At 70.7% G+C, this 15,879-nt stretch carries 10 protein-coding genes; 7 read left to right on the top strand and 3 right to left on the bottom strand.

The annotated features are described in order from the left end of the window. Positions 1–47: 47 nt before the first annotated feature. Positions 48–1,610 (bottom strand): SDR family oxidoreductase, encoded by a 1,563-nt coding sequence (locus ACIQMR_RS13125; RefSeq protein ID WP_401385768.1) that lies wholly within the window; start codon positions 1,608–1,610, stop codon positions 48–50. 321 nt (positions 1,611–1,931) lie between these two features. Then, positions 1,932–3,209 (bottom strand): ROK family protein, encoded by a 1,278-nt coding sequence (locus ACIQMR_RS13120; RefSeq protein ID WP_401385487.1) that lies wholly within the window; start codon positions 3,207–3,209, stop codon positions 1,932–1,934. Positions 3,210–3,762: 553 nt separating this feature from the next. Here ACIQMR_RS13120 and ACIQMR_RS13115 point away from each other — a divergent pair. The 4 genes from ACIQMR_RS13115 (at position 3,763) to ACIQMR_RS13100 (ending at position 9,489) form a co-directional block, all read left to right on the top strand. Next, positions 3,763–5,769: a hypothetical protein gene (locus ACIQMR_RS13115; RefSeq protein ID WP_401385486.1), complete on the top strand. Its 2,007-nt coding sequence runs from the start codon at positions 3,763–3,765 to the stop codon at positions 5,767–5,769. 268 nt (positions 5,770–6,037) lie between these two features. Beyond that, positions 6,038–7,966: an RICIN domain-containing protein gene (locus ACIQMR_RS13110; RefSeq protein ID WP_401385485.1), complete on the top strand. Its 1,929-nt coding sequence runs from the start codon at positions 6,038–6,040 to the stop codon at positions 7,964–7,966. Positions 7,967–8,186: 220 nt separating this feature from the next. Further along, on the top strand, positions 8,187–8,402 hold the full coding sequence (locus ACIQMR_RS13105; protein WP_401385484.1) for a hypothetical protein: 216 nt from the start codon (positions 8,187–8,189) through the stop codon (positions 8,400–8,402). A gap of 88 nt (positions 8,403–8,490) precedes the next feature. Next, complete coding sequence (locus tag ACIQMR_RS13100; protein ID WP_401385765.1) at positions 8,491–9,489, top strand: glutathione S-transferase family protein; 999 nt, start codon at positions 8,491–8,493, stop codon at positions 9,487–9,489. A gap of 55 nt (positions 9,490–9,544) precedes the next feature. Here ACIQMR_RS13100 and ACIQMR_RS13095 read toward each other — a convergent pair whose 3' ends face one another. Continuing rightward, positions 9,545–10,747, bottom strand: a complete 1,203-nt coding sequence (locus ACIQMR_RS13095; RefSeq protein WP_401385483.1) for an SUKH-4 family immunity protein — start codon at positions 10,745–10,747, stop codon at positions 9,545–9,547. Between the two features lie 296 nt (positions 10,748–11,043). Between ACIQMR_RS13095 and ACIQMR_RS13090 the strand changes: the two genes are divergently transcribed. The 3 genes from ACIQMR_RS13090 to pflB all read left to right on the top strand — a co-directional run bounded on the left by ACIQMR_RS13090 (position 11,044) and on the right by pflB (position 15,780). Next, positions 11,044–11,712, top strand: coding sequence for a GAP family protein (locus ACIQMR_RS13090; RefSeq protein WP_401385482.1), 669 nt, complete (start codon positions 11,044–11,046; stop codon positions 11,710–11,712). 283 nt (positions 11,713–11,995) lie between these two features. After that, positions 11,996–13,411, top strand: a complete 1,416-nt coding sequence (locus tag ACIQMR_RS13085; RefSeq protein WP_401385481.1) for a NarK family nitrate/nitrite MFS transporter — start codon at positions 11,996–11,998, stop codon at positions 13,409–13,411. A 98-nt stretch (positions 13,412–13,509) separates the two neighbouring features. Next, entirely contained in the window at positions 13,510–15,780 is a 2,271-nt protein-coding gene (gene pflB, locus ACIQMR_RS13080) for a formate C-acetyltransferase (protein WP_401385480.1), read from the top strand. Positions 15,781–15,879 lie beyond the last annotated feature (99 nt).

Raw genomic sequence — 15,879 nt, 5'->3', positions numbered from 1 at the left:
CAGTCGCGGCTCAGCCGGATGCGCAAGGCCGGCGTGGTTCTGTGCGGCTATCGTCGCGCGCCTCGGGCCGGGGACGCGGCAGCCCGGGCGATGTTGCGGGCCATGCCGCCGAACACGACGGCGTGGAACGGCGACACGCTCCACCAGTAGAGGTGCCCGAGCAGACCGTGGGGGTGGAACAGCGCCCGCTGGCGATAGCGGGCCCGGCTGCCCCCGTCCGCATCCCCGTTCCTGTCCGCATTCCCGGTACCGTCCGGGCTCCCGTCCCCACTACCGTCTTCGTCGCTCTCCCCGTCCGCGTCGGCGCACATCTCCAGCCAGGCGAGACCGGGCAGGCGCATCTCGGCGCGCAGCCGCAGCAGCCGTCCCGGCTCGATCGCCTCCACCCGCCAGAAGTCCAGCGAGTCCCCGACGCGCAGATGTGCGGTGTCCCGGCGGCCACGGCGCAGCCCGACACCCCCGACCAGGCGGTCCAGCCAGCCTCGCACCGCCCAGGCGAGCGGAAAGGAGTACCAGCCGTTGTCGCCGCCGATCCCCTCGATGACGCGCCACAGCGCCTGCGGCGATGCCGCCACGTCGAGCGCGCGCCGGTCGGTGTACAGGCTCCCGCCGGCCCAGTCGGGATCGGTGGGGAGGGGGTCGCTCGGAGCGCCCGGCACCGAAGCGGACGACCAGCGTGTGGTGACCTGGGCGTCGCGTACGCGCCGCAGGGCCAGGTCGAGCGCCACGTCGAAGCCGAGCGGCGCACCCGGCGGGTCGGGTACGTACGCGGCGATGTCGTGTTCGCCGCAGACGACTTCGTGCCGCAACGATTCGGCCAGCGGACGGGCGAGGGACGGGGGAACCGGTGTGACCAGACCGATCCAGAGGCTCGACAGCCGTGGGGTGAGCATCGGTACGCGCAGGATGAGGCGCCGCGGCAGGCCGGCCACCGCCGCGTAGCGGTGCATCATCCGCTCGTAGGTCATGACGTCCGGACCGCCGATGTCGAAGGCACGGTTCACGTCGTCGGGCATGCGGGCACTGCCCACCAGGTAGCGCAGCACGTCCCGGACGGCGATCGGCTGGATGCGGGTGCTCAGCCAGCTGGGGGTGACCATGACCGGCAGGCGCTCGGTGAGGTAACGCAGCATCTCGAAGGAGGCGGAGCCGGAGCCGATGATCACGGCGGCCCGTAGCACCGTCGCCGGCACCTCCGCACGGAGGAAGATCTCGCCGACCTCGGCGCGGGAGCGCAGGTGGGGGGAGAGTTCGCGCTCCGGCACTCCGGCGGGAGTCAGCCCGCCCAGGTAGACCACGCGCCGCACGCCGGCGGCGCCGGCCTCCTCGGCGAAGTCCCGGGCCGCCTCGCGGTCCGTGTCCTCGAAGTCCCGCCCGGAGCCGAGCGCGTGGACGAGGTAGTAGGCGATGTCGATGCCGCTGAGGGCGGCGCGGACCGAAGCCGCGTCGGTGACGTCCCCGCGCACGGTCTCGACGCGCCCTGCCCAGGGATGGTCACGAAGGTTGTCGGGTGACCGGGCCATGCAGCGCACCTCGTGCCCCGCCTCCAGCAGCTCGGGCACCAGTCGTCCACCGATGTAACCCGTCGCTCCCGTCACGAGGCACCGCATGCCCGGCTTACTCGGCGTGCCCGGCGTACCTGACGTACCTGACGTGTCGGGACTCTCGTTCTGCCTGGTCATGGAGCCTCCGATGCCCACGGGTGCCACCCGACACCATCCTCACACCTCCTTACGGCCTCGGCCTCCGGGGCGGGATCAGGTCCGCGCCGACAGCGCTCGGTTCAGGCACGCGGTGAGGCGTACGGCGATGCTCCCGTGGGGATCGAGGCGGTAGCCGAGCCGCGGCCCCGCGGAACCGGACGTGGGCGGGGAAGGGGCGTCGGGCCGGGCAGCATCCGGCTGGGCGCCCGCCCCGTCCGCTCCTCGGGCTCAGACCCCGGAGACCGCCGAGACTCCGCTCGGATCCTGGTAGACGCTGTCGAGCGCCATGTAGGCGCCTCCGCGTGCCGCAGCGCTGAACCCCAGGGTGGACAGCATGACTTCGCAGCGGCCGGCCTCGTGAGCCATGACGCGGGCCGACAGCTCGCCGCGCACGCGGTCGACGAGGTAGTCACCGAAGTGGGCGAAGTAGCCGCCGAGGACGATGGCCCGGGGGTTGAGGACATCCGCCAGGAGCGCGAGCCCCAGCGCGAGGCCGTCGGCGATCCGGTCCAGTGCCGCACGGGTGGCCAGGTCGCCGGCGTCGGCGCGACGACGCAGCTCGGCCAGCCGGTGTTCCAGGTCGACGGTGGGGTCGTGCACTGGGTCGTCGGGCGCGGCGGCGAGCCGCAGCAGGGCCGCCAGGCCGACCATGGTCTCCCAGCAGCCCTGACGGCCGCAGCCGCACGGCTGCCCGCCCGGGTCCAGGGGCATGTGGCCGATCTCGCCGGCGAATCCGGCCGATCCGCGCAGCAGTCGGCCGTCGGAGATGATCCCGCCGCCGACGCCCGTCTCGCCTGTCACGTAGATCAGGTCGTGGATGTCGGACGCGGCGGCGACCAGGTACTCGGCGATGGCGCCCAGTTTGGCGTCGTTCTCCAGCCGGAGCGGCGGCGCCTTGGGCCCGAGCCGTGTGCGCAGGCCTTCGGTGACGGCGACGTCCCGCCAGCCGATGTTGGACGCGTAGGAGACCACACCGGTGTCCATGCCGATCACGCCGGGGGCCGCGATGGTCACCGCCACGGGGTGGATCCACCGCGCCCGCAGCGCGTCGCACGTCTCGCCGATCGCCTCCGCCATACGGTCCAGCACGGCGTCGGGCTGGCTGCCGCGGGCGTCGAGCGGGGTATGCCGCTCGGCGATGACGTCGCTGCGCAGGTCGAAGGCGATCAGGCTGAGGTAGTCGACGTTGATCTCCACACCGATGCCGCAGATCGTGCGGCCGTCGATCTCCACGGTGCGGCCCGGCCGGCCGACGGAGCCGTGGCGCTCGGCCTCACCCTCGCGCACCAGGCCGCGTTCCACCAACTCTGCCACCAGGTTGGTGATGGTGGCCTTGGGCAGGCCGGTCTCGTCCGCGATCTGGGTGCGGGGCCGCGGCCCGGCATCGCGCAACAGGCGAAGCACCAGGCCGAGGTTGGACCGGCGCAGCGAGGCGCGGTCGCTCGCGCGGGGCGGCCCCTGTCTGCCCAAGTCACGTACGCCCGCTGCGCGTAGATCTGCCTTCACCAGGCCTGCTCCTGTTCCGTCGGCGCGGTTCCCCTCAAGCTACGCGGTTGCCGCAGGCACGGGGAGGGGCACCTCGCCGGCTCCTTGAGCCCTCGGCCGGTACGCGGCAGATGCTCGGCCGGTGCTCCAGACGGTCCTCGGCAGGTCCTCGGCAGGTTCCGGAAGTACTCGCTCCCCATCTGTTGACGAGCCGCTAATAAGTTTAGATTCTAGCCGAACTAATGACGACAGAGGAGATGTCTGTGGAGTTGCCCCCGATGAGTGTGACGGCGGTGGAGTGCTCGTCCGACGACGGCGGGTCCGGCTCCGCAGGACCGAAGGCCGCTCCGTGTCCGACGACGGCGGCCCATGGGCGGGAGCAGAGCTTCGCCACAGGCGCGCTGCAAGCTCCCGCCGAAGGCCTCGACGAACCGCGCGCCACCAGGGACGATCACCCGGCCCACGCACGGAAGGCGCACCCAGGGCACTCACCGGACGGCTCCGGCCGCGCCGCGGCTGCGCCCCCGGTGCCACTGTGGGACCGGCACTCCGGACCGGCCGCAGGAGGCCTCAAGTGAGCCCGGACGCCCGCCGCGCGCGATATCACCTGCGCTTCCAGCTGCGCCCCGGTGACGACGTGGCCGAGCGGGCGAACGCCCTGGCCACGATGTGCCGGGAGAACGGGGTCGACGAAGTGGTGCTCCTGCTCGGAGCCGAGCAGGAGCACACCGGCCACCTCGCCGGCGAGGAAGAGGCCCTGTGGCTCGCGGCGGTGGCCCGGGCCCGCAGGGTGCTGACCGACGCCGGCCTGGACGTCAGCCTCAATCCCTGGGTCACCGTCGGGCACGCCGACCGGGGCCGGGTCGGCACGCTCGGCTTCGCGCCCATGGTCTCGCCGACCGGGAGGTCCGCGGCGGCCCAGGCGTCGTTCGCCTGCCCGCGGTGGCGCGATTGGCTGTACGCGCACTACGGCCTCTTCGCCGGACTGGGCTTCCGGGTGCTGTGGGTGGAGGACGACTTCCGCTTCCACAACCACGATCCACTGGACTGGGGCGGCGGCTTCGAGCCGCTGATGCTGGAGCGTCTGGCCCGTCTCGTGGGCGAGCCGGTCACCCGGGAGCAGGTGGTCGCGGCCGTCACCGCGCCCGGCCCGCCGCATCCCTGGCGGACGCTGCTTCAGCAGGTGTGGCGCACGGCTCAGCTCGAAGTCGCCGAGGGACTGGCGCAAGTGGTCCGTGAGCGGTCCGGCGGCAGGTCGCACCTGGGGCTGATGAGCTCGCATCCTGCGCTGCACTCCGTGGAAGGACGGGACTGGGACGCCCTGTTCACCACACTCTCGGTCGGGTCCCGCGTGACCCATCGGCCGCATTTCGCGCCCTACTCCGACGCCCCGGCACAGAGCCTGACATCCGCGATCTGGTCCCTGGAGGCGCAGCGCCCGCTGCGCCCGCAGCACGTGGCCTGCGAACCCGAGATCGAGAACTGGCCGCACACCTCATGGTCGAAGTCGGACACCCAGACGTGGTCGGAGATGGTCACCGCCCAGCTGTCGGGGGCCGACGCACTGCTCCTGAACGTGCATCCCACCCACGCCGAGCGAGCCGAGAACTTCCCTCGCATCGACCGGCTGCTGCGCCGCGCCCGGCCGGCGCTCGACTGGCTGGCCGAACGCCGCCCGGAGCAGGCCGTCCCCCTCGGTGTCGGACTGCCGTGGCGGCAGGACACCGCCACCCGGCTGCCGACCGTGACCGGCGGACTGGAGGAGCTGACGGCACACCCCGGACGGACCGCGGACTTCCTCCTCGGCTACGGAGTCCCGGTCACCGCCCAACCCGCCCCGGTCCAGGCCCTGTTCGGTCGGCTTGCCCACACCTTCAGCGACGACGAGCTCCGCGACCTGCTGCGTGGCGGGCTCTTGCTGGACGGCGTGGCCGCGACCGTCCTGACCCATCGCGGATTCGCCGAACTGCTGGGCGTGCGCGCCGGGCGACTGGTCTCCCGCGAGGAGTGGGTGGAGCCAGGACCGTACGCCGTCGAGCGGGTGGCGGCGGAGGCCTCGGCGGACGAAGGCGCGCTCCTGAGCGTCGATGTCCAGCCGGCGCTCGCCCGGCTCGAACCGCTGACGGGCGCCCACGTCGTCACGGGAATCCACACGCCGGACGGCCTCGCCTGGGGCGCGGGACGCTGCCACTTCGTCAACGCACTCGGTGGACGTGTGGTGGTACTGGCCGCGACGGCGCCCGCGGAACTGGCCCGCAGTGACGAGGGCCAACGGCTGGTCCACGCGGCAGTCCGCTTCCTGGAGGGCGACAGCCCCCGGCTGCCGCTGGTGAGCGGCGCACCCCACCTGATCCCGCACGCGTCACGATCCGGCGACGCCCACCGGCTCGCGGTGGTCAACGGCAGCGCCGATGCGGCCCACCCGCACATCCGCCTGCCGGCGGCTCCCGACGACGTACGGGCCACCCTGCTCGCACCGCTGGCCGAGCCGGCTCCAGCCGCTGTCCAAGCCACCGCCGGTGGCCTGCTGGAGCTGGAGACGTCCCTGCCGCACCGCGGCTGGGCGGTCTTCGAATGGTGAACCGCCCGCCTGCCCGGGCTGTCGCGTACGGCGCCTTCGCCGGGTCAACTCCGTGCCCAATACCGGTTGTTGAAAGCCTTGACAGTACTTCAAATAATTCGGATTCTACTGAAACTAATTACCAGATCGTCAACACCCCGTCCCGGACGCACCGTTCGTACCGCCCCGTGCGTACGCGCTGACCAGGCGGCCCCGGAACCCGGCGGCGCCGCCGATGGCATCGATCCGCAGGCCGCTCATCAAGCGGCCCACCCAAAGAGGAGTACCCGTGGCAGTTCGTCGCAGAACGAGGACCGCCGGTGCGCTGGCCGCGACGGCCGCAGTACTGGCCGGCACCATGGCGGCGGTACCGGCATCCGCGTCCGCATCCCGCCCCGCGTCCGCATCGCCGCACTCCCCCACGTACAGCGTCACCATCGGGGCCAAGGGCCCGTGGGCCAATCCGGACGACACCCCTGCCGCCACCTACATCGACAAGAACGGCACGTTCTACTACCAGTCCACCCACGCGCTGTACGCCCGGAACGACCCCCGCAAGTGGTCCTTCTACAGCGGCAAGGACTTCGACACCGCCGAGCGCGACGCCGCCATCAGCGACGCGGTGAATCCCGCCAACGCACAGGACCGGAACGACGACACCACCTGGCGGTGCAACAACAGCCCCACCGGCCGCGAGTCCACGTACGCCCCCGACACCTCGCACTACTCGCAGAAGAACTACTGCGACCTGATGGGCGTGTGGGTGGACCCCGACACCGGCCACTGGTACGGGCTCGTCCACAACGAGTTCACCCCGCAGCCCTTCGGGGACGGCCTGCACTACGACGCGATCGACTACGCCGTCTCCAAGGACCGGGGCAGGACCTGGACGATCAAGGCCCACGTCCTCACGTCGCCGTACAGCACCGAGCGAGGCGACAACGCGGCGTTCCCCCACGACACTTACCACTACGGCAACGGCGACGCGCGGCTGTTCGTGGACACCGCCTCCGGCTACTTCTACGTCTACTACAACTCCCGGGCGATCCCGAAGGGCGGTGTCCCGGGCGGCTGGACGGACGGCAGCCGGGCGCACGTCGCCCGCGCACCGATGTCCGGCAAGATGGCACCCGGCTCCTGGAAGAAGTGGTACGACGGCTCCTGGTCCCAGCCCGGAGTCGGCGGCCTGGAGAGCAACATGGAGCCGGTCGACGCCGACAACACCACGGGCTACACCCCCGTCGAGAACGACTACGACCCGGCCACCCCCGGCACCGTCGCGGAGCAGCGGGCCGCGGGCAAACTGCCCGCCAAGTCCGACCTGCTGACCATGAGCGTCGTCTACAACGCCCATCTCGGGCTGTACTTCGGTGAGCCCGAGGCGGTCAATCAGGACCGCTCGGAGGCGCAGCGCTTCTACGTCACCGACAACCTCGCCACCCAGAAGTGGAAGCTCATCGGCGACTCCGGCGACTACCGGTCGGGATCCTGGTACCGCTGGATGCTCGACTCGGTGAACAGGACCGGCTCCACCATCGTCGGCAAGACGTTCCGCAGCTACTGCTCGTGGTTCTGCTCCGGCACCTCCGACAACGAGTACTACGAGACCACGGTCCACAGCAGCGCCCCGGCCGCCCCGGTCACGTCCGGCGCGGCCTACACCATCGGCAACGGCACCGGGCGCGTCCTCGCGCAGACCGCCGGCAGCCGGGCCACCACCTCGCGGCCCGCGGGGGACGGTTCCGCTCTCAGCCGTTGGGTCTTCACCTCCAACGGCGACGGCTCGTACCGCATCGCCAACGCCCACAGCCGGGAACTGCTCGGCGTCGACTCCACCAAGAACGCCGGCCGCGCCTGGGCCGCCAGGCCGACGGTGACCGCGGCGCCCGCGGGCAGGCCCACCGTGGGCCAGCAGTGGTTCGTCATCGCCAACTCGACCGCCGACGGCCGGTCCACGGGAACGTTCCGCCTGGTCAACCGCTACAGCGGGCTGGTTCTCGGAATGTCGGGGTCCCCTGACCGGCTCGCCGAGACCACGCCCACCCGTGCCTGGTCGGACACCACCGGCGGCTCGGTCGGTGACGGCCGGACCGCCGCCGAGCAGACCCTGAAGCTCACCGTCGCCGGCCGCGCTACACACTCCGGCGCCGGTCGTCATGACGCGGCCCGGGCCGTCGCGTCGATCCCGCCCGCCCTGGTCGGCCGCAAGGAGGACTGACGCCGCAGCCCCCACCCCAGGAGCCGTCCGCAGCCGCGCTCCGGTCCTGCGCCCACCGTGCTGCGGGCGCAGGACCGGAGCAGCCCCAGTGCCAGGAACGGAGCAGCACCCCGCACCTCTGAGGTCGGCGATGTACATGGCGAGGCACAGCCTCGGCCGCCCGGCTGCTCACGGTCGTCATCCGGATGCGTGAAAAGGGGTCCGGAGGGACGCTTGAAACGTGAACCCTCGGCTCGTGATCGTCTACCCACCGGATGACCAGGGCTCCCGGCGGGTGCGCGTCGACGGCCTGGTCATGGGCCAGGCGCACAGCCCCCGAGACGTCGTCGGGTTCATGCGCCGGGCAGGGCTCGATCCCGACACGATCGATCTTGGGGACCCGGCGTTCGTGGAGTGGCGCGGCGGCGGCCTCGATGTGTGGTCCGCCTCCGACTGACACCGCGGCCCGGCCGGGCTGACGGCGTTCGTTGCCGTGGTTCCCGGGTAAGCGGAACGACCCTGGGTAGGGCGATGCTGTGAGCTATGTGAAACGCGGCGGAGAGTACGCGAGGGACAGCCGGTACCTCACCACCCGGATCACCGCCGACGGGCGCGACGGCTTTCCCGTGGAGCCCGGCCGCTACCGTCTGGTGGTCAGCCGCGCCTGTCCGTGGGCGAGCCGGGCGGTGATCGTGCGGCGGCTCCTCGGGCTGGAGCAGGCACTGCCCATGGCCATCGCCGGGCCCACGCACGACCAGCGCAGCTGGACGTTCGACCTGGACCCGGGCGGCCGTGACCCGGTGCTCGGCATCGAGCGGCTCCAGGAGGCGTTCCTCGCCCGCGATCCCGGTTACGACCGAGGCATCACGGTGCCGGCGATCGTCGACGTACCGACCGGCGAAGTGGTGACCAACGACTACGCGCAGATCACCATCGACATGTCTCTGGAGTGGACGGCGTACCACCGCGAAGGGGCGCCGGCGCTCTACCCTCCCTCGCTGCGGCCGGAGATCGACGCGGTGAACGAGACGGTCTACGGGGACGTGAACAACGGCGTGTACCGGGCCGGGTTCTCCGGATCGCAGGAGTCGTACGCCGCGGCGTACGAGCGTCTGTTCAACCGGCTCGATCTGCTGTCGCGGCAGCTCGAAGGATCCCGCTACCTCGTCGGCGACACGATCACCGAGGCGGACGTGCGGCTGTTCACCACGCTGGTGCGCTTCGACGCCGTTTACCACGGCCACTTCAAGTGCAACCGGCAGAAGCTGTCCGAGATGCCGGTGCTGTGGGCGTACGCGCGGGACCTGTTCCAGACGCCCGGGTTCGGTGACACGGTCGACTTCGACCACATCAAGCGGCACTACTACATGGTGCACCGCGACATCAATCCGACCGGGATCGTGCCGGTGGGACCGGACCTGTCGAACTGGCTGACGCCGCACGACCGGGCAGCGCTGGGCGGACGGCCGTTCGGCGACGGAACGCCGCCCGAAACGGTCTCGCCCGACGAGGCGGTGCCGGCCGGTCACACGCCGCTTGCGTGAGCGCCGCGTATTCGATTCGCGTCGGTTCTGTCTTCCGGGTCTGATCGCACCCGGTTCAGTGGGACAGGAGCCCGCCCGTGTACGGATCCTCGGCGAGCATCCGCCACGAGTGGGCCGGGGTCCGGAACGCCTCCGGGTCCACCGCCTCCACCATCGCGTCGACCCGGCTGCTCAGCAGCGCGAACGGGTCGAACACCCGCCAGGTGTCCGCGGCGGCGCCGTTGTCCCAGCGGTACCACTCCCTGCGCAGCCGCTCGTAGATCCACCAGGCGTACAGCAGCGCGGACAGGTCCCGGTTCAGATAGGCCGCAGGCTCGCCCTCGCCGTACCACTCCGGCAACTCGAGGCGGCCGGTGGCACCGTCGAGGGCGACCCTGAGGTCGTGCGGCCACCAGCCGACGGCGAGGAAGCCATTCTGGTGGCCCCGGCCCATGCCCGTGTCCGTGTCCGTGTCCGCGAAGGTGTCGGGATGTGCCTCGGCCATGGTGCGCAGCGGCTCGTCGCCGACGCTGAACAGCTCACCGGCGAGGGGCAGTCCGACCTCGGTGAGCAGTCGCCGGGTCGGCTCGTGGGTGAGCTGCTCCGGCAACTCCTCCGGGCGGTAGTGGCGCACCCTGCCGTCGCCGTCCAGCCGCGCGAGGTCGCGGACCAGGTCCGGTCCGAAGGTGTACGCCAGCGCGTCCGCCGATCCGGGCCGGGCGCCCCAGGCCAGGGAGCGGACCAGCAGACAGGTGCGCCAGTGCGCGGGAGCGGCGTCGGCGGCGAACAGTTCGGGATCGGCGCCGCGCAGCCGCACCGCGGCGGCCTCGATCACGTCGGCCATCACATCGGGACCGCGGCGCCCGTCGTACGCGTCGGTGCGCCGTGCGCTCTCCGACACCCACTCACAGGTACCGATCAGCTCCGCCAGGGCGGGCAGCGAGGAGGCGAGAGGGTCGTGCACCGGTTCCGCCGCCGGGCCCTGCGCGCCTGCGTCGGCCAGCAGCACCGCACCGGTCATGCCGTCGAGCACCACGCGGCTGCCGCAGTAGTCGGTCGTACCGAGGACCCACAGCCGTCCGTCGCCGATCGGCAGGCCGGCGCGGGTCGTGAACGGCTCGAGTCGGCCGCCGCGCAGGGCGGTGAAGTCGAGGTCGGCGGCGGTCCCGGGCAGCCCGCGCTCGACCAGGTACTCCCGGCTGGGCCCGTGGGTCAGCCCTGCGGGCAGCGTCTCCGCGGCGAGTCGGCTGTGGCCGTTCGCTGTCGGTCCGGTGTGCATGCTCCGCCTTCCCCCAGATGATCGAACTGCCAGTATGACGCCGCGTCGAACTCACGAACGATGCGCGGGGAACGAGCGCGTCACAAGCCGTGGAAACGGGCGCGGCAGAGGCCGTGGGAGGCGGGCGGTGAGCAACACGGCCTGTTCCTCGGGTGCCGCCGGATGCGCCGAGCCGTGTGGCATTCTCGGGGAGTCGCCAGGGCCCCCACCCGGAGCCCTCGATCTCGGCACTGGCGGACCTTCTCAAGACGACCTTCTCAAGACGAGGCGACTGTTCGTGCACGCACATTCGGCGAATGCGGCAGAAGGCGGTGCCGGTGGCATTCGGTGAGGTCGTGTTCTTCGCGTTGGTGATCGCCGTGTCGCCGTTCACCCTCATCCCCGCACTCTTCATGCAGTTCACGCCCCGGCCACGAGCGACCAGCAGTGCCTTTCTGGCCGGCTGGGTGATCGGGATCGTCATGCCCGCGGGCGCGTGCGCCGCCCTGGCCTCCGTCGTCCAGCGCCCCTCGGAGGGACACACCTGGGTCGCCTGGGCAAGAGTGGGGGTGGGCACGTTCCTGATCCTCCTCGGGCTCCGGCAATGGCTCACGAGACACGGCAGGCCGGCGCCGGGCTGGATGCGCCTTCTCGCCGATGCGAGCCCGGCCAAGGCGTTCCGGCTCGGAGTGCTGCTGTCGGTGGCCAACCCGAAGATCCTTCTGCTCTCCGCGGCCGCCGGCCTCGCGATCGGGTCGGCCGCGTCCTCCACCACGAGCGGCGTGGTGCCCTTCGTGGTGTTCACCGTCTGCGCCGCCAGCACCGTGGCCCTGCCGGTGGTGCTCCAGGCGCTGCTGGGCGAGCGGGTCCTCGCCCCACTGACCAGCGCCAGGGGGTGGCTGGAGCAGCAGGCCGCCGGTGTGATGGCCGTGGTGATCGCCGCCATCGGTGTTCTCGTCCTCTGCGAAGGCCTCGTCAGGCTCTGAGCGCCGGGAGTGCGCCGCCGGATCGGTACGCCGGGACTGCCCTGCCCGATCGGTACGCCGGGACTGCCCTGCCTTGTCGGCGCGCCGGACCTGTGCCGCACGATCGGCGCGCGGGGACTGCCCTGCTCGGCGGACCAGGTGGCCCATCGGCCCCGTGGCGGAAGTCCGCCGGACGACGGGACCTAGGGCGGTCCTCATTGCTGACCATGGCCTCTGACCTCCTCTTTCTTCAAGGAGAAGCCTGGAGAGGTAAGCACTTCCCCTCTCACCACCAGGGACAGCCATGTCAGCCGTGCAGGAAGCGACCGTCGTCACACGGCGGTCGTTCGACCCGGCCCAGTACCGGCCCGGCCGTGACATCACCGACTGGGAGCCCGAGAACGAGCTCTTCTGGAACTCGATCGGCAGGCGCGTCGCCCGGCGCAACCTGTGGATCGCGGTTCCCGCGCTGCTCGTCGCCTTCGTGGTGTGGCAGGTGTGGAGCGTCACCGCCACCAACCTCGCGGACGTCGGCTTCGCCTACAGCACGTCACAGCTGTTCTGGCTGACCGCGATCCCCGGCCTCACCGGCGGTACGGCCCGGATCTGCTACACCTTCCTGGGACCGAAGTTCGGTCAGCGCACCTTCACGGCGCTGTCCACGCTCGTCCTGATCGTGCCCCTGCTCTGGCTGGGCGTGGCCATCCAGGACACTTCGACGTCGTTCACCACCATGGCCGTGATCGCTGCCCTGTGCGGCGTCGGCGGCGCCAACTTCTCGTCCGCGCTCGCCAACATCGGCTTCTTCTTCCCCAAGCGTGAGAAGGGCAACGCCGCCGGCATCAACGGCGGCCTCGGCAACCTCGGCGTCTCCGTCGTCCAGTTGCTCACCCCCATCGTCATCACCAGCTCGGTGTTCGCCATCGGCTCGGGCCGGCACGACGCGAGGACGGGCGGCGAGGTCTACCTCCAGAACGCCGCGTTCCTGTGGATCCCCGTGCTGATCGTCCTGGCCGCGGTCGCCTGGTTCGGCCAGAACAACCTCAAGACGGCCGCCACCTCCTTCCGGCGGCAGCGGGTCATCTTCCGCCGCAAGCACAACTGGCTGATGACCTGGCTGTACATCGGCACCTTCGGTTCGTTCATCGGTTTCGCCGCGGCCCTGCCGATGCTGATCAAGACCACCTTCCCGGACTACTCGGTGGCCACCTACGCCTGGATCGGCCCGGCCCTCGGCGCCCTCGCCCGCTGGGCGGGCGGCTGGATCGCCGACAAGCTCGGCGGCGCGCGGGTCACCATCCTGTCCTTCGTCGGCATGGCGGCCTCGATCATCGGTGTGATCACCTTCCTGCCGAGCGGCGGGGACGGCGGCAACTTCGCGGGGTTCTTCGGCTGCTTCCTCGTCGCGTTCCTCGCCTCCGGCATCGGCAACGGCTCGACGTTCCGGCAGATCCCGGTGATCTTCCGCAACCAGCATCTGAAGGGCCTGACCGAGGGCACGCCGGAGTACGCCAGGGCCCTGAAGCAGACCGAGACGGAGTCCGGGGCCGTCACCGGCTTCACCGCCGGCATCGCCGCGTACGGCTTCTTCTTCATCCCGGCGCTGTTCGCCAACTTCGCGGTGACCAGCGCGATGTGGGGCTTCGTGGCCTTCTACGTGACGTGCATCGCGATCACCTGGTGGTTCTACGCCCGCAAGGGCGCGGAATCCCCGAGCTGACCGGCATCCGACCCCTCGCGCAAGCCGACTCCCGCCCGGTCGAACCTCGTCACGGGCGGTCATCGGACAGAACACAACCCGGAAGGTGGGGAGAGGCCATGACCGCCACTCCTGCGAACGCAGTCCTGAGTCCCGAGGCCTGGTCAGGCTTCCAGGGCGGCCTGTGGCGCGACGCGATCGACGTCCGCGACTTCATCCAGCGGAACTACACGCCGTACGAGGGCGACGGCTCCTTCCTCAGCGGCCCCACCGAGCGCACCACGGCCGTGTGGAAGGCCATCACCGACAAGTTCCCCGAGGAACTCGAAAGGGGCGTCCACGACGTCGCGTACGACCTTCCGTCGACCATCACCGCGCACGCGCCCGGCTACATCGACCGCGCCAAGGAGCTGATCGTCGGCCTGCAGACGGACGCCCCGCTCAAGCGCGCGATCATGCCCTACGGCGGTTGGCGGATGGTCGCCGGTTCGCTGGACACCTACGGCTACCCGGTCTCGCCGGAGCTGGAGAAGGTCTTCACGGAGTACCGCAAGACCCACAACGCCGGTGTCTTCGACGCCTACACCGCTGAGATCCGCGCCGCCCGCAAGGCCGGCATCGTCACCGGCCTTCCGGACGCGTACGGCCGCGGACGCATCATCGGCGACTACCGCCGGGTCGCGCTCTACGGCGTCGACCGTCTCATCGCCTTCAAGCGGCAGGAGAAGGAGGGTCTCGACTCCCTGTCGGCGAGCACGCGCTCGCTGGAGGAGACGATCCGGCTGCGCGAAGAACTCGCCGAGCAGATCCGTGCCCTGGGTGAACTCAAGGAGATGGCCGCCTCCTACGGTTACGACATCTCCGGCCCGGCCACCACCGGCCGCGAAGCCATCCAGTGGCTGTACTTCGCCTACCTGGCCGCCGTGAAGGAGCAGAACGGCGCCGCCATGTCGCTGGGCCGCACCTCCACGTTCGTCGACGTCTACCTCGACCGTGACCTCCGGGCGGGCCGGCTCACCGAGGAGCAGGCCCAGGAGCTGATCGACGACTTCATCGTCAAGCTGCGCATCGTCCGCTTCCTGCGCACCCCCGAGTACGACGAGCTGTTCTCCGGTGACCCGACCTGGGTCACCGAGTCGATCGCCGGAATGGGCGACGACGGCCGTCCGCTCGTCACCAGGACGTCCTTTCGCTACCTGCAGACTCTCTACAACCTCGGCCCGGCCCCGGAGCCGAACATGACGGTCTTCTGGTCGCCCCGGCTGCCACAGGGCTTCAAGGAGTTCTGCGCCAGGGTCTCCATCGACACGTCGGCGGTGCAGTACGAGTCGGACGAGCTCATGCGTCCCCGGTTCGGCGACGACACCGCCATCGCCTGCTGCGTCTCCGCCATGCCCGTGGGCAAGCAGATGCAGTTCTTCGGCGCCCGGGTGAATCTCGCCAAGGCCCTGCTCTACGCGATCAACGGGGGCCGGGACGAGAGGTCCGGCGCCCAGGTCGGCCCGTGCACCGGCGCCCTCACCTCCGAGGTCCTCGACTACAACGAGCTGCTGCCGAAGCTCGTCGCACAGATGCGCTGGCTCGCGGAGGTGTACGTGCACGCTCTGAACGTCATCCACTACATGCACGACAAGTACGCCTACGAGCGCATCGAGATGGCTCTTCACGACCGCGACGTGCGCCGCACCATGGCCTGCGGCATCGCCGGCCTGTCGGTGGCCGCCGACTCTCTGTCCGCGATCAGGTACGCCAAGGTCACCGTCCACCGTGACGCGACGGGCCTCGCCACCGACTACACCGTCGAGGGAGACTTCCCGGCGTACGGCAACTGCGACGACCGGGCCGACGGGATCGCGGTGTGGCTGGTCGAGGAGTTCATGCGGAGGCTGCGGGAGCAGCCGACCTATCGGGACGCGGAGCACACCCAGTCCGTGCTGACGATCACCTCGAACGTGGTCTACGGCAAGAAGACCGGGAACACGCCCGACGGCCGCCGCGCCGGCGCTCCGTTCTCGCCCGGCGCCAACCCGATGAACGGACGTGACCGACACGGCTACGTCGCCTCGGCCCTGTCGGTCAGCAAGATCCCGTACGAGAGCGCGGAGGACGGTATCTCCCTGACCAGCACGGTCACTCCGGACGGTCTGGGCCGCGGTCCCGAGGAGCGAATCGGCAACCTGGCGGGGGTCCTCGACGGCTACATGGCCGTCGACGGCTTCCACATGAACGTCAACGTGCTCAGTCGCGACGTGCTCGAGGACGCGATGGAGCACCCGGAGAAGTACCCGCAGCTGACCATCCGGGTCAGCGGCTACGCGGTCAACTTCGTCCGGCTCACCCGGGAACAGCAGCTCGACGTACTGAACCGCACCTTCCACGACTCGCTGTGAACGGCTGGGAGCCGTGCGGCTCCCGGCCTCGGCCCCCTGAAGGGGGCCGCTCAGCACCCATCACCTCGGAGCACCAGCCGTGACCGTACCCCTCGGCCC

Origin of the sequence: Streptomyces sp. NPDC091376, assembly GCF_044757085.1 — a bacterium.
GTDB lineage: Bacteria > Actinomycetota > Actinomycetes > Streptomycetales > Streptomycetaceae > Streptomyces > Streptomyces pratisoli.
The sequence above is the reverse complement of the archived record's forward strand: the minus strand, read 5'-3'. Positions and strand labels throughout refer to the sequence as shown.